A 17079-nucleotide genomic window follows, 5' to 3' on the forward strand; every position below is an offset into this window, starting at 1 on the left:
TTGTGACCGGCCACACTGTCTCCCATGACCGACAACACCGTTGCCGCGCCGAACCGGGCAGGAGCCCCGGCGGGCCCGCTCGAGGGCGTCACCGTGCTCGAGCTGGGCACCCTGATCGCGGGTCCGCATGCCGCCCGACTCCTCGGCGACATGGGCGCCGACATCATCAAGATCGAGCCGCCGGGCAAGCCCGACCCGATCCGCACCTGGGGCCAGGCGGAGGTCGACGGCCACCGCTTCTACTGGACGGTCCACGCCCGCAACAAGAAAGCGATCACCCTCGATCTGCGCTCCGACCGCGGTCGCGAGATCTTCCTCCGGCTCGCCGACCGCGCCGACGTCGTCATCGAGAACTTCCGCCCCGGCACCCTCGAACGGCTCGGCATCGGCCCGGACGTGCTGTCGGAGCGCAACCCCGGCCTCGTCATCGTGCGGGTGTCGGGTTACGGCCAGACCGGACCGGACTCGACGCGCGCCGGCTATGCGTCTGTCGCCGAAGCCGCAAGCGGTCTGAGGTATCTCAACGGTTACCCCGGGCAATTGCCTCCGCGACTGGCACTTTCGATCGGCGACACCCTCGCCGGCATGTTCGCCGCGCAGGGCGCACTCGCCGCTCTGTACCGCCGCACGGTGACCGGCAAGGGACAGGTCGTCGACGCGTCACTCATCGAATCCTGTGTTGCCGTGCAGGAGTCGGCGATCGCCGATTACGACGCGGGCGGCGTGGTGCGCGGACCGTCGGGTACGCGACTCGAAGGCATTGCGCCGTCGAACCTCTACCCCACCAGCGACGGCACGCACGTCATCATCGCGGCCAACCAGGACTCGGTGTTCGCCCGGCTCTGCCAGGCGATGGGCCGGCCCGAACTCGCCACCGACGAGCGGTTCGCCGACCACACCGCCCGCGGTCGCAACCAGGACGAACTCGATGTGATGATCGGCGAATGGTCGGAGCAGTACTCCGCCGAGAAACTCACCGAGGTCCTGAGCGCCGCGGGAGTCGTTGTGGGACCGGTCAACACGGTCGCCGAGGTGGTCGCCGACCCGCACCTGCGGGCGCGCGGCATGATCGCCGAGCACTATGACGAGGGTGCGCAGCGCACCGTCCTCGGCCCCGGCGTCGTCCCGCAGTTCAGCGATACGCCCGGCGGCATCCGAAATGCCGGCCCACCGACGCCCGGTTGCGACAACGAGGCCGTCTACGGCGAGATGCTGGGGTTGTCGTCAGCCGACCTGACCGAATTGCGTGAGGGCGGGGTCATCTGACTCGACTATGGTCGGGGGATGTCATTGGTCGCGACCGGGCTCTCACGCACCTTCGGCCGGCACCTCGCTGTCGCCGACGCAGGCCTGGAACTCCGCCCCGGTCGGATCTGCGGCCTGGTCGGCCCCAACGGGGCCGGGAAGACCACGCTGCTCCTGCTCCTGGCCGGACTCCTCGCACCGGACGACGGCACCATCGTCATCGACGGGTCTCCGGCGTCGCCCGAGGACACCCGGCGACTCATCGGCTGGATGCCCGATGTCTTCGGCACGTGGGAGAGCCTCACCGCACACGAGATCCTGACGACTTTCGGCCGGCTGTACGGCTTGCGCACGGCTTCGGCACGTCAGCGGGCCGACGAACTGCTCGAACTGGTCCACCTGAGCGAGTTCGCCGCCCGGCCGGCGCACGAGTTGTCCCGAGGCCAGAAGCAGCGACTCGGCTTTGCCCGGGCACTGGTCCACAGCCCGCAATTCCTCCTCCTCGATGAACCGGCCTCCGGCATGGACCCGCGGTCGCGGATGGACCTACGCAGCCAACTCCGCCGACTCGCCGATGACGGGTGTGCGGTTCTGGTGTCGTCCCACATCCTTTCCGAACTCGACGAGATGGTCGACGACGTGGTCCTCATGACCGGCGGACGTACTCACCGACCGCCACCGGCCGCGGGCCACGTGTGGCGCATCAGGCTCGCCGGCCAGTCGATGTCCGACGCCGAGCAACGGCATTTCGATGACGAGCCCGCGGCCGCGGGATATCTGCGCGAGTTGATCCGCTCCGGGGCCGCGGTCGCGGAGTTCGCACCCACCTCGAGCGGTATCGAAGATGCCTATCTGGCCCTGGACCCGGAGCGCCGATGACGACCCCCCTTCTCGAACAGCCGACTCGACCCGAGACCCGCACGACCGCATTCACCACCTGGTGGCGGATGGTCTGGGTCATCGTCGAACTCGAACTACGCCAACGCCTGCGCACGACCCGGTGGAAGGCCATTCTCGCGACCGCATTCGCGGTGGTATCCCTGGTCGTGCTGGGATCCCTGTACTTGTCGGTGATCGCATTCGGCGGCACGTACCGGGGGTGGTCATCGGCTCTGTACGAGATCCTCGTCGGGTTTCTGCTGTTTCTCGGCATCATCGTCGCTCCGACGTTGGCCGCGACGACGATCAACGGCGATCGCAAGGACGCCACGCTGGCCGTCGTCCAAGCCACGTCCATCACGAATTCGCAGCTGGCACTGGGGAAATTGATCGGAAGCTGGCTGGCGAGCCTGGCTTTCGTGGGAGTCGCGGCCCCGTATGTCATCTGGGGCATCGTCGAGTCGCCCAATGGAGTCGCACACGGTCTCGCGGGCGTGACGGTGCTGATCGTCCTCTTCGCCTGCTATGCGGGCATCGGACTCGGTTTCTCCGCGATGACGACGCGGCCCGCAGGGTCGGCGGTCCTCACCCAGGCGAGCGTGCTGTTCCTCATCCTGGGTCTACCCATCGTCTTCGGTCTGCTTTTCCCGGCAACGACACAGACGCATACGGTCATCCGGCCGAACACGACGTTCGTCGACAACCCTCCGCAGCCCCCGACGTCGACGTGTCGTGAGGTCCGCGAGGACCGCGAGTTCCACCATCACGAACACATCTGGTGGCTGTTGGCACCCAACCCGTTCTTCATCGTCGCCGATGCCGCCGCCCCTCAGCGCGACCCTCTCGACCGCGAGGCAGCATCCAGCGTCGCGTCGGAGATCTCGCAGGTCTTCTCCGCGGTGCGCGCGGGCCCCTACATCGGCTCGAGGTATTGCTCGGACACGACGTACACCTACCCAGCTGTCGACCCGGCCGATTACAGCGTCCGCGAGACGGCACACGAGACGTCGAAGGTCGGTGACTCGTGGTACTTCGGACTCGCGTTCTACCTGGCCCTCGGCGGAATCGGATTCTGGGTGGCCACACGACGATTGCGGGTCCCCGCAGGAAAACTGGCACGCGGGGTCCGGATCGCGTGAGCGCCGCGGCGATTGCTCCGGCCGCGTGGAACCCCTTCTCGCGAGGCCGTTACCTCCTCGCAGACTTTCGGCCACCCTCGGCTGGAAAGTTCGGCTAACCGAAACTATAGTGTCGGCATGCCCAAGCTGCACGCTGTCCGCCGACTGCTGTCATTCGGTGCGTTCATCACCGCGATCGGCGTCCTCGTCTCCGGCTGCACCCTGGCGGGTCGGCTCCCCGACGAGAAGGTGGTGCTGACGACCTTCACCGTGCTCGCGGACATCGCGTCGAATGTCGCGGGTGACCGCCTCCGCGTCGAGTCGATCACCAAACCCGGCGCGGAGATCCATGGCTACGAGCCCACTCCAGGCGATGTACGACGCACCGCGACGGCCTCACTCGTCGTCGACAACGGGCTCAACCTCGAGGCCTGGTTCGGGCAGTTCGTCGACGGACTCGACGTCAAGCACGTCGTGGCCAGCGAGGGCATCGATCCGATCGACATCGCCTCGGATGCCTATGCGGGCAAACCGAATCCGCATGCGTGGATGAGTCCGGTGAATGTCGGCGTCTACGTCGACAACCTGGTCGACGCGTTCACCGACCTCGACCCGGAGGGCGCGGAGATCTTCGCGGCCAACGGCGCGGCGTACAAGCGGCAACTGCAGCAGGTGCAGACCGACCTGGTCGCGGCGTTGGACCGCCTGCCGCCCAACGAACGCGCACTGGTCACCTGCGAGGGCGCCTTCTCCTATCTCGCACGCGACGCCGGACTCACCGAGCGCTACATCTGGCCGGTCAACGCCGAGCAGCAGGCCACACCGCAGCAGGTCGCCGCGACCATCGACTTCGTCCGCACGAACCGGGTGCCTGCGGTGTTCTGCGAATCGACCGTGTCCGACGCCGCGATGCAGCAGGTGGTCGGGGCCACCGACGCCCGCTTCGGCGGCACCCTGTACGTCGACTCGCTCTCCGAGGCCGACGGCCCGGTGCCCACCTACCTCGATCTGATCCGCCACGACGCCCGGACCATCGTGTCGGGACTGACGGGAGACAACCGATGATCACCTCGCACGCCATCGAGGTCGACGACGTCACCGTGCGCTACGGCCGAATCCTCGCACTCGATCACGCCTCCGTACGCGTTCCGACCGGCCGCGTCTGCGCGCTCGTCGGCATGAACGGATCGGGAAAGTCGACGCTGTTCAAGACCATCGTCGGAGCGGTCACCCCGACCACCGGCTCAGTCACGCTCGCCGGCAAGAACCCGACAGCTGCCCGTAAGTCCGGCCTCGTCGGATACGTTCCGCAGTCCGAGGTCATCGACTGGTCGTTCCCGCTGTCGGTGCGCGACGTCGTGATGACCGGTCGCTACGGCCATCTCGGCTTCACCCGACGACCCAAGCGTGCCGACCACGACGCCGTCGACGAGGCTCTCGCCCGCGTCGAGCTCACCGAGTACGCCGACCGCCAGATCGGCCAGCTCTCCGGCGGCCAGCGCAAGCGCGCCTTCGTGGCCCGCGGCATCGCACAGGAGGCCTCGATCCTGCTTCTCGACGAGCCGTTCGCCGGCGTCGACAAACGCACCGAGGCCACGATCACCGCGTTGCTGCGCGAGCTCGCCGACTCCGGCGTGACGATCCTGGTCTCCACGCACGACCTCGCGGTCCTGCCGACCCTCGCCGACGAGGCGATCCTGCTGATGCGCCGGGTCGTCGCACAGGGCGATCCGACCGAGGTCATCACCACCGACAATCTGATCCGCGCGTTCGGACTCGACCCACTGGACCGAACCGAACAGACTCCCCGCGACCGGCAGGAGGAGGCGTCATGAGCATCGTCGACCACCTCCTCGACCCGTTCGCCTACGCCTTCATGACCCGGGCGCTGTGGGCCACGTTGATCGCATCGGTGGTGTGCGCGCTGTTGTCGTGCTGGCTGGTGCTCATCGGCTGGTCACTCATGGGTGACGCCGTCTCGCACGCGGTGCTGCCGGGTGTCGTGCTCGCCTACATCGTCGGAATCCCCTTCGCCATCGGGGCGGTCGTCTTCGGGTTCCTCGCGGTGGCGATGATCGGCGCGGTCCGCGACGGCGGCCGGGTGAAGGAGGACGCCGCGATCGGCATCGTCTTCACGACACTGTTCGCACTTGGCCTGGTTCTGATCTCGGTGACGCCGAGCCAGACAGACCTGAACCACATCATTTTCGGCAACCTGCTCGGCGTCTCGACGTCCGACCTGATCCAGATCGCCATCCTCGGTGCCATTGTCGCGGTGATCCTGCTGCTCAAGCGTCGCGACTTCACCCTTTACGCGTTCGACCCGACACACGCCTTCGCGATCGGCCTCAGCCCGAGGCTGTTGGGCGCGGCACTTCTCGCCCTGCTGGCTCTCACGGCCGTGACCGCGCTGCAGGTCGTCGGCATCGTGCTCGTCGTGGCGATGCTGATCATCCCCGGCGCCACCGCGCAGTTGCTCACCAACCGCTTCACCCGGATGCTCGTCATCGCGCCGACCACCTCGGCTCTGTGCGGTGTGATCGGCCTGTACGTGTCCTACTACCAGGACACCTCGCCCGGCGGGATGGTCGTTCTGGTGCAGGGGATCCTGTTCCTGCTCGTCTTCCTGTTCAGCCCGACCCACGGCGTCATCAGCAAGCGCCGTCGTCACCGCGAGAACGCCCTGGCCGACGCGGCCGCGGCCTGAGGACCGTTCCCAGCAGATGTACAGGTAAGCAACAGCGTCGCTCCAGACAGCGTGCGCATCATGGCGTTCACTTCCCGGGAAGAACCCGGTTTTTCCTTGAAGGAGAGAGCCATGAACACAACGCCGAACAACCCGACGCCCGAGGCGCCCGAACCGGGTCGCGCTCCCGATGCCCATGAAGACGCGGCGACGACCCCGGTCACGCCCGCCGACGACCAGCCGACCGAGCGGATGTCCGAGGCGCCCCCTGCCCCATCTACTCCGGCAGCCCCCGCAACCGCTGATTCCCCGACGATCACCGCGGCCAAGTCGAAGACACCGATCCTCGTCGCCGGCGGTCTGGGTGTGGCGATCATCGCCGGCGCACTCGGCTTCGGCGCCGGATACATCACCGGCGACACGACCTCGGACCACCACCCCGTCGGGGTCTCGCGCCACGGCGGCGACTGGCACCGCATGGACGGTCACGGCGGCCCGCCCCCGCGCTTCCGCGGCGGACCCGACGGGAACGGAATGCCCGGCCCGAATGGCCAAGGACGTCCAGACTTCCAGGGACCGCGCGGTCAGCAACCGGGTGGCGCTTCGACAGATGCACCGGGCGGCCAGACGCCAAGCCCGCAGCCGTCGGCCGGGCAGCAATCCCAGCCCAGCTGACCGATCGGGCCCCAACGCAAAGCGCCCCACCTGCGAACAGGTGGGGCGCTCTGCCGTGGAGCTGCCGGGAATTGAACCCGGGTCCTCCGTCGTGTTGGTAGGGCTTCTCCGTGTGCAGTCCGCTATGTCTCTACTTGGATCTCTCGGTCACGCGAACAAGCCGAGATGACGATCCCAGTCGCTGTTTGATTTTCCGACCTCGCCCGCGACCGGCGAGGACGGTGAGCCCCCTGAGATGATGCCGGCATCCGGATTCGGGAGCACAATCCGGGCCGACAGACTAGCCGTCGCTACTTAGGCAGCGAGGGCGTAGTCGCGCTGATTGGAATCGGCGCTTAATTGGTTGCTGCGACGCTTATACGGTGGTCTCCAGCCTGCACCGACACGCTTCCCCTACCTCGACGCACGTAGTCGAAACCGATCAGCCCCGAGGAGGTACCCACCGACCGAAGTCGGCGAGCACTTAAGTCTAACAAGTCGGACAGCGGACTTCATTCCCGTTTCGACCGCACGAGCACGATGGGGGCGTACATCTCGACGACGCGGTCCTCCCAGTCGTCACTGACACGCCCTGACCTCGCCTTCTCCGCCACAAGCGTCCCGACGATGCCGTCGATCAGGGTGTCGGGGTCCACAGTCGGTCCGACGAGGCCACGACGCTTGCCGTCGTCGACGACGGCCGCGAGATCAGCTCGGTGCTTCGCCAGCGCCGTGCGGAAGATCTCGGTGAACGCGGGGTCGGCGTCGGTGAGCAGCGCCGCCATCCCACCGAACCCGATACCGTCCGACACCATCGATGCCGCTTGCCGGGCCACCCAGCGGAGCCGCTGCTCCCCCGACAGCTCCTCGTCGATGGCCGGCGGCGTCCCCACGGCGACGAGCGCCGCGGTCAACATCTCGTCCCGGTTCCGATACCGCCGGTAGATGGTCGTGCGCGCGACGCCGGAATGTGCCGCGACCGCCTCGATCGTCACACCGGCCGGACCTTTCGCGCGCAGCAGTTCCAGCGCAGCCGTGATGATCTTCGAGCCGCTGTCAGCAGGCACCTGCAGACACCCTTCGTCGCCGTAATCGATGCATCAGGAATAGCACGGAGCACTCAGGTGCTACACATCGTGTAGCGCTACAGTGAGCGTAGCGCTACATAGGATGTATCGATCGTTTCGAGGAGGATGAATGCGCACCAATACCCAGCCGAAGTCCCACGGGTTCATCGGCTACCTGATCCTGCTGCTCGGGTTCGTCAGCATGGGGGTGTTTCTCTTGACTCTCGCCGGCCAGTTCGGCGGTTCCGCGTGGCCGTCCGGGACTGCGATGGTCGTACTGTTCGTACTCGCGGTTGCAGCGTTTCGTCTCCAGCTGGCGCAGGCCGCCGAGAGTCAACGAGGTGGCGACGTCCGGGTGTACACGGACCCGATGACGCCTCCCCTTTACCGCGCGCAGGTCGAGCGGTACGAGCGTACCTACCGGCGGAAAGGACATGCGGTGACGCCCGAACCCACCGAGGGCACCCGCCTGTACAAGGCCGCCTGAGCCGTCACGGCCCGGTCGGTCAACCCATTCCCTTCACGCGCCGGCCGACCTCACGCTCAACCTCACGCTGCGCGGTCCGCTTGGCGATGTCGTGACGCTTGTCGTGGGCCTGCTTACCGCGGGCCAGCGCCAGCTCGACCTTCACGCGTCCATCGCTGAAGTACATCGACAGCGGCACGAGCGTGAGGTTGCCGTCGCGGATCTTGCCGATCAGGTTGTCTATCTCGCGCCGATGCATCAGCAGCTTCCGCTTGCGTCGAACCGAGTGGTTGGTCCACGAGCCCTGGCCGTACTCGGCGATGTGCAGGGCGTGCAGCCAGACCTCGCCGTCGTCGATCGTGGCGAACGCATCCACGAGTGACGCCTTACCGGCGCGCAGGCTCTTCACCTCGGTTCCGACGAGGACGATGCCGGCCTCGTAGACGTCGAGGATGGTGTAGTTGTGCCGCGCCTTGCGGTTCGACGCAATCACGTTGCGTCCCTTTTCCCTGGGCATCGAGCACTCACCTCCTCGTGGATCGACGGTTGGCAGGGTCGAATAGACCGTAGTCAAGCCTGTGTGGAACGCCGGCGGCGGGTCCGCTCATTCCCGGACGTACACACGAAGGGTGACATAAGCCGTTGCGCCCGCCAACACGATTCCGCCGAGAATCAACCACGGCGCCACGAACAAGACGTCCGTGAGCTCGATGCGGGCGAAGAAGCTGACGCCGTAGAGCTCCTTCAGCGCGGTGTCGAAGAAGAACTTCTTCGCCAGCAGCAGTCCACCGATTGCCAGCAACGCACCCGCAAGGGCGGACACCACCGCCTCCAACAGGAACGGCAACTGCGTGTACCACCGCGTCGCGCCCACCAGGCGCATGATCGACACCTCGGTGCGTCTGGTGAACGCCGCGATCTGGACGGTGTTGATGATCAACAGGATCGCCGCGACCGCGAGCACCGAGGCGATCGCGAACGTCGCGTTGCGCACCCCGTCGAGCACACTGAAGATGCGTTGCACCAGTTTGCGGTCGTCCTTGAATGCGTCCACGCCCAGGTCTTTTCGGCCCGCGTACTCGGTGAGCACCGCATCGAACTGGGCGGGATCGGAGACCCGCACCCGCAGCGACGCCGGAAGCGTGCCCTCGACGATGTTCTCGGCGAGGTCGGGGTTGTTCGCGAAGATCTCCTTCGCGCGCTTGTAGGCCTCGTCCTTGTCGAGGTACGTCACCGAGGTGACGCCCGGTTCGTTCTCGAGTCCCCGTCGCAGCTGAGCACACGGATCGGCTTCGCACTGCGGATCGCGCTCGGTGACTTCGGGATTGAGGTAGAACTCCATCTCGACCCGGTCGAGGAAGATCTTCTGGCTCTTGTCGGCCATCTGGATCACCAACAGACCGCCGCCGAACATTCCCAGCGTGATCGCCGTGGTGATGATCATCGCGATGGTCATGGTCGCGTTGCGGCGCAGTCCCTTGAGAACCTCGCTGATGATGAAATTCGCTCGCATGCTTGCTCAGACGTCCTTGGGGGTCGTTGTTGTGTGTCGGAAGTTGGCTGAGCCGTCAGCCGATTCCGTACACACCCTGCGGGTCGTTGCGCACGAGCTGCCCGTTGTCGAATTCGAGGACGCGGCGGCGCATCGCGTCGACGATGTGCCGGTCGTGGGTGGCCATGACCACCGTGGTGCCCCGACGGTTGACGCGGTCGAGGACGTCGACGATCTCCTCGCTGGTCTCGGGATCGAGGTTTCCGGTCGGCTCGTCGGCCAGCAACACGAGCGGGCGGTTGACGATCGCGCGGGCGATGGCCACGCGCTGCATCTCGCCACCGGACAGCTCGTTGGGCATGCGGTCGTGCTTGCCCTCGAGACCGACGTACTCGAGCACCTCGGGCACGACGCGCTGGATCGTCGACTTCGGCCGGCCGATCACCTCGAGCGCGAAGGCGACGTTCTCGGCGACCGTCTTCTTCTGGAGCAGCCGGAAGTCCTGGAAGACACAGCCGATGGACTGTCGTAGCTTCGGTACCGAACGGGCCGGCATCTTGTTGACGTGGAACTCACCGAGGTACACGTCGCCGCTCGTGGGCCGGTCCTCCTTGAGCAGCAGCCGGAAGAACGTCGACTTGCCCGAGCCGGACGGACCGATCAGGAACGCGAACTCCCCTTTGTCGACCTCGAAGCTCAAATCCTTCAGAGCCGGCCGAGAGGATGCCTTGTACTGCATCGTGACGTTCTCCAGCTTGATCACGATGAGCCAGTGTAACGACGACGCCTGAGAGTCCGTTCAGGCGCGACGCACTGCGTCGAAGAAGGCACTGACCTGCGGTTGCGTGGGCGTCAGCGTGTCGGAACCGGAGTGGTCGGCGTCGGGGCGCCGAAATTCGGGATCTCGACGCCCGGCAGACCGGGGATGGTGTTGCGCGGGGCGGACTGCTGTGACGGGGACCGGGTCTCCCCCGGCGGCAGCGGCGCGTCGGTCCCGCCCTCGACCCCCGGCTCACCGGTCGTCGACCCCGACGGCGTCTTCGAGGTGGACTCCTCGTAGGTCGTCGACGGCAACGGCTCCTCGTAGGTGGGCTCCTCGACGACCTGCGATGTCCTCGGCGCGGGCCGCGGCGGTTCCGGCGAGACGATGCCGTAGCGCTGCGAGGTGTAGCCGTAGAGGACACAACAGAGGATGAAAACCACGAGGAGGATCGCGGTGCTGATGCGGATCGACGTCCGTCCGATGTGCTGATCCCATCGAAAGCTGCGCCGACGACGACCGTCGTCCTGGCCACCCGACCCCGACTGGTCGGACTGATTCTCCTGGGACCCGGCCATCACTCGTCCTCGTCCCGGTCGCGACCGGTCTGATCGGCCAGGGTCGCCGGCGGTCCGCCCGCGGCCTGGACCTCACGCCCGGCAGGCACCATGATCCCCTCGCGGGCGAGGGCCCGGATGATGTGAACACGCAGCGCACGGCCCACCTCGAACTGCTTGCCCGGTAGGGTCCGCGTCACCATGCGCACGGTGATGGAGTCGAGTTCGAGGTTGATCACGCCCAGCGACGACGGCGCGTCGAGCAGTATGTCGTGCCAGCGCGGCAGCTCGTAGAACTGGTGCCCGACCCGGTCGAGGGTGTCGTTGACGAGCCCGATGTCGGCCTCGGACGGCACCGGCACGTCGACGACGGCGCGCGCCCAGTCCTTCGACAGGTTGGTGGCCTTGATGATCTGGCCGTTGGGGACGGTGATGACCTCACCCTCGGTGGTGCGAAGCTTGGTCACCCGCAAGGTCACGTCCTCGACGGTTCCCTCGGCCGGGGCGTTGCCGGTCACCGTCAGGTTCACCACATCGCCGTAACCGTATTGCTTCTCGGCGACGACGAAGAATCCGGCCAGGATGTCCTGCACGATGCGCTGCGCGCCGAAACCGAGGGCCGCGCCGATGACCGCGGTCGGGCCGGTGAGGCCGCTGAGCGGGATCCCGAACACTCCCAGGATATGGATGACGACGACGATGGCGATGCCCACGATCAGCGTCCACGCCACCACGTCGACCAGCGCCCGTCGGTGTTTGGCGTCCTCGGTCTGCACGATCAGGTCGCTGGTGGAGAACCTCGTCTCCACCCGAGCGGCATATTTGCCGGCAAACCATCGGATGACGCGGGCCAGCAGCACGGCCCCGAGAATCCAGATGACGATCTCGAGGCCGCTGGTGGCCAGCCAGACATAAACCCGACCGATGAGGAGTTCGGTCGGGGACGGCGCAGCGGCCAGCAGCTCGAGTCCGGGCTGCACGATCACGCCTCGGCGGACGCCATACGCCAGCGGATACCGGCCTCGATGAACTTGTCCAGCTCGCCGTCGAGGACCGCGGTCGGGTTGTTGTCCTCCACGCCGGTTCGCAGGTCCTTGACCATCTGGTACGGGTGCAGCACGTAGGAACGCATCTGGTTACCCCAGCTCGAGCCGCCGTCGCCCTTGAGGGCGTCGAGTTCGGCGCGCTCCTCCTGACGCTTGCGCTCGAGGAGCTTGGCCTGCAGCACGCGCATCGCCGACGCCTTGTTCTGCAGCTGACTCTTCTCGTTCTGACAGGTCACGACGATGCCGGTCGGGATGTGCGTCAGGCGCACCGCGGAGTCGGTGGTGTTGACCGACTGACCACCGGGGCCCGATGAGCGGTAGACGTCGACCTTGATGTCGTTCTCGTCGACGTCGATGTGGTCGGTGGTCTCGACCACCGGCAGCACCTCGACCTCGGCGAACGAGGTCTGACGGCGACTCTGGTTGTCGAAGGGGCTGATCCGTACGAGGCGGTGGGTGCCCTGCTCCACGGACAGGGTGCCGTACATGTAGGGCGCCTTCACGGCGAAGGTGGCGGATTTGAGTCCGGCTTCTTCGGCATAAGAGGTGTCGTAGACCTCGACGCCGTAGCCCTTCTGTTCGGCCCAGCGGATGTACATGCGCATCAGCATCTGCGCCCAGTCGGCGGCGTCGACGCCACCGGCGCCGGAACGGATGTTGACCACGGCCTCGCGGGAGTCGTACTCACCCGCGAGCATCGTCTTGACCTCCATGGCCTCGATGTCGGCGCGCAGGCCGGCCCGCTCCTGGTCTGCGTCGGCCAGGGCCGCGGCCCTGTCCTCACCCTCCTCGGACTCGGCGAGCTCGTAGTGCACGGGCAGATCGTCGAGGCGCTGGCGAAGCTCGGAGACCTTGCGTAGTTCGGACTGTGCGTGCGACAGCTCGCTGGTGACCTTCTGCGCGTGGTCCTGGTCGTTCCACAGGTCCGGATCCGAGGCCTGCATCTCCAGCTCGTCGATGCGACGGCGGAGCTCCTCGAGGTCGAGCACCTTTTCCACGGTGGTCAGGGTGGCGTCGAGGGATTCGAGGTCTGCGGTCACGTCGGGATGCACAATCATCCAGAGTACCGGCCGCGGGCCGGGTCAGGCAGGGTCAGGCCCCGCAGTTCAGAAGCCGCCGGGTCCCGCGGTTCAGATTCCGCCGGGTCCCGCGGGCGGCTGCGGATCGGGCAGGACGCCGAACTGCCAGGACGTCACCGCCTTGTTCGGCTTGTAGATCACCGGCAGGTCGTCACCCACCTGCGGCCACGGATCGTCGGGTCCGAGCACGAGGGTTCCGTACACCTCGGTCGGGTTGGTCTCGGGTCCGACGATGGTTCCGGTGATGGTGTGGAAACGCTGCCCGTTCTTGTCGGCGGCGCTCTGCGGATCGGACTGGTTGTCGGAGACGCCGACGATCGTCAGCGTGCCCTGCACGTACTGCGAGGCCTTCCCTGCGGACATGGCCCGCGGATTGCGTCCCCGCTGCCACTGCAGGACCAGCACCACCACCAGTGCAGCCAGCAACAGGGTGAACGTCACGGTGAGCAGCATGAGGGCTACCCTACCGGGCATGTCCGCCGACTCCGGTCCGAGAAACCCCAGCACCTCACAGAGCTACGACGACGACCTCGAACTCGCGCTGTCGCTCGCCGACTCCGCCGACGCGCTGACCACGGACCGGTTCGGGGCGGTCGACCTCCGCGTCGACGACAAGCCCGACCTCACGCCCGTCTCCGACGCCGACCTCGCCTGCGAGACACTCATCCGCGAACGGCTCGCCGCCCGCCGGCCCGCCGACATGGTTCTCGGTGAGGAGTTCGGCGGGGACGCCACCCTGTCCGGCCGTCAGTGGGTCATCGACCCCATCGACGGCACCAAGAACTTCGTGCGCGGCGTCCCGGTCTGGGCCACGCTGATCGCCCTGCTCGTCGACGGCGTGCCCACCGTCGGCGTGGTGTCCGCCCCAGCCCTGCGCCGGCGCTGGTGGGCCGCCACGGGGCTCGGCGCCCACACCTGCTTCGACGGCGAGGACGCCCGCGAACTCTCGGTGTCCGGAGTCGGCGACCTCTCCTCGTCGAGCCTGGCCTTCTCGAGCCTGTCGGGCTGGGCCGACCGCGGCATCCGCGACCGCTTCGTCGACCTCACCGACCAGGTCTGGCGCGTTCGCGGCTACGGCGACTTCTTCAACTACTGCCTCGTCGCCGAGGGCGCGGTCGACATCGCCGCCGAACCCGAGGTCTCCCTCTGGGACCTCGCCCCCCTCGACATCCTCGTCCGCGAGGCAGGCGGCAAGTTCACCGCACTCGACGGGACCCCCGGCCCCGCCGGTGGCAGCGCCGTCGCCAGCAACGGACTCCTCCACGACGAGGTGCTCGCCGCGCTCAGCCCATCCGCTCCCTGACGTGCGAGGAGCGATAAGCGACGAGCCACGCAGGGCCGGTGAGCCGACCTACAGTTCGGTACCGGCTTCCTCGTCGAGCACCTTGAACTCGGTCGCCTCGTCCTTCATGTCGGCCAGCCGCGCATAGTGGACGGCGGACCCGGCGTCGGACAAGACCGCCTGGTGGATCGGCACGGCGACCCGCGGCGCCATCGCGCGGAGGTAGTCGACCGATTCGCTGAGCTTCATCCACGGCGCGGCCGACGGCAACGCGAGGACGTCGACCTGCTCGAAGGGGATGTAAAACGAGTCGCCCGGATGCATGAACTGTCCCGGCTTCTCGGCGGTGCCCAGGATGTAGGCGACGTTGTCGATGACCGGGATCTCCGGGTGGATGACCGCGTGCCGGCCGCCGGTGAATCGTGCGGTGAGCGAACCGATCTCGATCTGGTGGCCACCGCGCGCCGCGGTCCAGGCGCCGGCCACGTTGTCGCCGTTGAGCTGCGCGGTGGTCTGCGGGTCGGCGTAGAGGACGGCGTCGGGGTTGGCAGCGACGAGGTCGGGCAGCTTCGCGACGTCGCAATGGTCGGGGTGCTGGTGGGTGATGAGGATGGCGTCGAGACCGTTGATGCCCTCGAAGCCGTGCGAGAAGTTGCCCGGATCGAAGAGCACCTTGGTCCCGTCGATCTCGACGAGCAGACAGGAGTGGCCGAAGTGGGTGATCTGCATACGTCCACTCTGCCTTCTTCACACCACGATCGGGAAGATCCCCCACCCCGCCGCGGCGTCGACCACGCGCACCAGTCCGTAGGTCAACCACGTCCCCAGGAGGACGGCGCCCGCACGACCCAGCACGACGTCGCGCCAGCCCTCGAGCGGAGACCTCCTCCGCCGCACCAGGGTTGCGACCGCGACGACAACGGTGACGACCGTCAGGACGAGCAGGATCGGACCGAAGACGTTGAAGCGGAACGACGCCCCGACGTCGCCGTGCATGAAGGCCACCCAGCTGCGGGTGAGTCCACACCCCGGGCACGGCAGGCCCGTCATCATCGCGAACGGGCAGATTCCCGGACCATCGGCGATCCCGGCAGGCGTGAACACGCAGGCGGCTCCGACAGCAGCGGCGCCGGCGAGTCCGACGACCGCCGCGCCCAGTGCGCCGCTCGACGATAAGCGCAGGTCGGAGCGGGCTTGCACGGTCACCCGGCCAGCCTAGCGCGCAGGCCGTACGACGGTGTCGGAGAAGTAGGTGACAAACTTCTTACTACGGAGTAAGGTCTGGACTTACTACCGAGTAAGATCGGTCCGCAAAGTCCTGTGCAGAGGCCCCTGACCGGGGCGACTGGAAGAAACGGCTGGTGATCATGACAACTCACACCGAACCGCGCGACACCTCCGCAGTCGGCCGAAACCCACATCCCCGCAACTTCATCGGCACCGCGATGCGGGTGCTCTCGACGGTGACGGGTTCGGAGTTCGCCGAGAAATACAAGATCCGCGAGCCCATCAACCGCGTGGCCTACCAGGCCACCAAGACCGGGTTCCAGACCCTCGGCGCGGCGAACCGCGCGTTCAAGTCCGTCCAGGGCGGTTCGGGTGACGCCAAGCGTCTGACCACCGCGCCCAAGGACTACTTCAACCTCACGCCCGACGACGAGCAGCAGATGATCGCGGAGACGGTGAAGGACTTCGCCACCGAGATCCTGCGCCCCGCCGCGTACGACGCCGACGCCGCAGCCACCGCGCCCGAGGACATCGTGAAGCGCTCGGCCGAGCTGGGCATCACGATGATCAACGTGCCCGAGGATTTCGACGGCGCGGCCACCGAGCGCGGCGTGGTCACCAACGCACTCGTCGCCGAGGCGATGGCCTACGGCGACATGGGTCTGGCTCTCCCGCTGCTCGCACCGAGCGGCGTCGCCACCACCCTCACCAACTTCGGCACCGACTCCCAGCAGCGCACCTACCTGCCCGACTTCGCCGGCGAGAACGTGCCGCAGTCGGCTGTCGTCATCGCCGAGCCGAAGCCGCTGTTCGACGCATTCGCGTTGAGCACCAAGGCAACCCGCGTTCCCAGTGGCTACCGCCTGAACGGCGTGAAGTCCTTCGTCCCCGCCGCCGGGTCATCGGAGCTGTTCGTCGTCGGCGCGCAGCTCGACGGCAAGCCCGCCCTGTTCCTCGTCGAGTCGGACTCCAAGGGCCTCATCGTCGAAGCCGATCCCGGCATGGGCGTCCGCGCCGCCGGAATGGGTCGCCTGCTCCTGCAGGATGTCGCCGTCCCGGAGTCGGCGCTGCTCGCTGGCGAGGGCGACGCCGCCCACGCCGCATACCGCGACGTCGTACGCCTGTCGCGCCTGGGCTGGTCGGCACTCGCTGCCGGTACCGCGCGCGCCGTTCTCGACTACGTCATCCCCTACGTCAACGAGCGCGAGGCGTTCGGCGAGCCGATCTCCAACCGCCAGGCGGTGGCGTTCATGGTCGCGAACATGGCCACCGAGGTCGACTCGATCCGGCTGGTCACGCTGCGCGGCGCCGCCCGCGCCGAGCAGGGCCTGAGCTTCGCCCGCGAAGCGGCCCTCGCTCGCAAGCTCACCATCGACAAGGGGCTGCAGATCGGCCTCGACGGCGTCCAGCTCCTCGGCGGCCACGGCTTCACCAAGGAGCACCCGGTCGAGCGCTGGTACCGCGACCTGCGTGGCGCCGGTATCGGCGAAGGCATCGTCGTCCTCTAGACCGCTTGTGACC

20 protein-coding genes and 1 other RNA gene are annotated in these 17079 nt (G+C 67.2%); 10 read left to right on the forward strand and 11 right to left on the reverse strand.

Annotated features, from left to right (window positions below):
• The first annotated feature begins 24 nt into the window (after positions 1-24).
• From GKZ92_RS16870 to GKZ92_RS16900, 7 genes are all read left to right on the forward strand, one after another.
• Complete coding sequence (locus GKZ92_RS16870) at positions 25-1266, forward strand: CaiB/BaiF CoA transferase family protein (RefSeq protein WP_035751014.1); 1242 nt, start codon at positions 25-27, stop codon at positions 1264-1266.
• Positions 1267-1284: 18 nt separating this feature from the next.
• Positions 1285-2124, forward strand: coding sequence for an ABC transporter ATP-binding protein (locus GKZ92_RS16875; RefSeq protein WP_006360818.1), 840 nt, complete (start codon positions 1285-1287; stop codon positions 2122-2124).
• The gene (locus GKZ92_RS16880; protein ID WP_035751012.1) at positions 2121-3263 is read left to right on the forward strand and encodes an ABC transporter permease; all 1143 of its coding nucleotides are present in this window, start codon (positions 2121-2123) and stop codon (positions 3261-3263) included. The genes GKZ92_RS16875 and GKZ92_RS16880 overlap by 4 nt, the downstream gene beginning before the upstream one ends.
• 117 nt (positions 3264-3380) lie before the next feature.
• A complete protein-coding gene (locus tag GKZ92_RS16885) occupies positions 3381-4307 on the forward strand; it encodes a metal ABC transporter substrate-binding protein (protein WP_155225465.1) in 927 nt (308 codons plus the stop codon).
• Complete coding sequence (locus GKZ92_RS16890) at positions 4304-5077, forward strand: metal ABC transporter ATP-binding protein (protein WP_006360815.1); 774 nt, start codon at positions 4304-4306, stop codon at positions 5075-5077. The genes GKZ92_RS16885 and GKZ92_RS16890 overlap by 4 nt, the downstream gene beginning before the upstream one ends.
• Positions 5074-5949 carry a metal ABC transporter permease gene (locus GKZ92_RS16895; RefSeq protein ID WP_006360814.1) on the forward strand — a complete coding sequence of 292 codons (876 nt, stop codon included), beginning with the start codon at positions 5074-5076 and terminating at the stop codon, positions 5947-5949. The genes GKZ92_RS16890 and GKZ92_RS16895 overlap by 4 nt, the downstream gene beginning before the upstream one ends.
• Positions 5950-6060: 111 nt before the next feature.
• Complete coding sequence (locus tag GKZ92_RS16900) at positions 6061-6603, forward strand: hypothetical protein (RefSeq protein ID WP_006360813.1); 543 nt, start codon at positions 6061-6063, stop codon at positions 6601-6603.
• A gap of 53 nt (positions 6604-6656) precedes the next feature.
• On the opposite strand, the gene ssrA is transcribed toward GKZ92_RS16900, so the two are convergent.
• Both ssrA and GKZ92_RS16910 read right to left on the reverse strand, forming a co-directional pair.
• Positions 6657-7032: a transfer-messenger RNA gene (gene ssrA / locus GKZ92_RS16905) on the reverse strand.
• Between the two features lie 62 nt (positions 7033-7094).
• A complete protein-coding gene (locus GKZ92_RS16910) occupies positions 7095-7649 on the reverse strand; it encodes a TetR/AcrR family transcriptional regulator (RefSeq protein ID WP_006360812.1) in 555 nt (184 codons plus the stop codon).
• 130 nt (positions 7650-7779) lie between these two features.
• On the opposite strand from GKZ92_RS16910, the gene GKZ92_RS16915 reads away from it, so the two are divergent.
• Positions 7780-8136, forward strand: coding sequence for a hypothetical protein (locus tag GKZ92_RS16915; protein ID WP_006360811.1), 357 nt, complete (start codon positions 7780-7782; stop codon positions 8134-8136).
• A 19-nt stretch (positions 8137-8155) separates the two neighbouring features.
• Here GKZ92_RS16915 and smpB read toward each other — a convergent pair whose 3' ends face one another.
• The 7 genes from smpB to GKZ92_RS16950 all read right to left on the reverse strand — a co-directional run bounded on the left by smpB (position 8156) and on the right by GKZ92_RS16950 (position 13502).
• Positions 8156-8632, reverse strand: coding sequence for an SsrA-binding protein SmpB (gene smpB, locus GKZ92_RS16920; protein WP_075863866.1), 477 nt, complete (start codon positions 8630-8632; stop codon positions 8156-8158).
• Positions 8633-8719: 87 nt separating this feature from the next.
• Positions 8720-9628, reverse strand: a complete 909-nt coding sequence (ftsX, locus tag GKZ92_RS16925) for a permease-like cell division protein FtsX (RefSeq protein WP_006357512.1) — start codon at positions 9626-9628, stop codon at positions 8720-8722.
• 55 nt (positions 9629-9683) lie between these two features.
• Positions 9684-10370 (reverse strand): cell division ATP-binding protein FtsE, encoded by a 687-nt coding sequence (ftsE, locus tag GKZ92_RS16930; RefSeq protein ID WP_006357511.1) that lies wholly within the window; start codon positions 10368-10370, stop codon positions 9684-9686.
• Between the two features lie 89 nt (positions 10371-10459).
• A complete protein-coding gene (locus GKZ92_RS16935) occupies positions 10460-10945 on the reverse strand; it encodes a hypothetical protein (RefSeq protein WP_006357510.1) in 486 nt (161 codons plus the stop codon).
• Complete coding sequence (locus tag GKZ92_RS16940; RefSeq protein WP_006357509.1) at positions 10945-11910, reverse strand: mechanosensitive ion channel family protein; 966 nt, start codon at positions 11908-11910, stop codon at positions 10945-10947. Before GKZ92_RS16940 ends, GKZ92_RS16935 begins: the two co-directional genes overlap by 1 nt.
• The gene (gene prfB / locus GKZ92_RS16945; RefSeq protein WP_040003986.1) at positions 11907-13022 is read right to left on the reverse strand and encodes a peptide chain release factor 2; all 1116 of its coding nucleotides are present in this window, start codon (positions 13020-13022) and stop codon (positions 11907-11909) included. Before prfB ends, GKZ92_RS16940 begins: the two co-directional genes overlap by 4 nt.
• 78 nt (positions 13023-13100) lie before the next feature.
• The gene (locus GKZ92_RS16950; protein WP_006357507.1) at positions 13101-13502 is read right to left on the reverse strand and encodes a hypothetical protein; all 402 of its coding nucleotides are present in this window, start codon (positions 13500-13502) and stop codon (positions 13101-13103) included.
• 19 nt (positions 13503-13521) lie between these two features.
• On the opposite strand from GKZ92_RS16950, the gene hisN reads away from it, so the two are divergent.
• Entirely contained in the window at positions 13522-14352 is an 831-nt protein-coding gene (hisN, locus tag GKZ92_RS16955) for a histidinol-phosphatase (protein ID WP_006357506.1), read from the forward strand.
• A 48-nt stretch (positions 14353-14400) separates the two neighbouring features.
• On the opposite strand, the gene GKZ92_RS16960 is transcribed toward hisN, so the two are convergent.
• Positions 14401-15060 (reverse strand): MBL fold metallo-hydrolase, encoded by a 660-nt coding sequence (locus GKZ92_RS16960; protein ID WP_006357505.1) that lies wholly within the window; start codon positions 15058-15060, stop codon positions 14401-14403.
• A gap of 18 nt (positions 15061-15078) precedes the next feature.
• Complete coding sequence (locus GKZ92_RS16965) at positions 15079-15537, reverse strand: DUF2752 domain-containing protein (protein ID WP_006357504.1); 459 nt, start codon at positions 15535-15537, stop codon at positions 15079-15081.
• Positions 15538-15698: 161 nt separating this feature from the next.
• On the opposite strand from GKZ92_RS16965, the gene GKZ92_RS16970 reads away from it, so the two are divergent.
• The gene (locus GKZ92_RS16970) at positions 15699-17066 is read left to right on the forward strand and encodes an acyl-CoA dehydrogenase family protein (RefSeq protein ID WP_040003985.1); all 1368 of its coding nucleotides are present in this window, start codon (positions 15699-15701) and stop codon (positions 17064-17066) included.
• The last annotated feature ends 13 nt before the right edge of the window (positions 17067-17079 follow it).

It is taken from the genome of Gordonia sp. 135, assembly GCF_009720185.1.
Lineage (GTDB): Bacteria > Actinomycetota > Actinomycetes > Mycobacteriales > Mycobacteriaceae > Gordonia > Gordonia alkanivorans.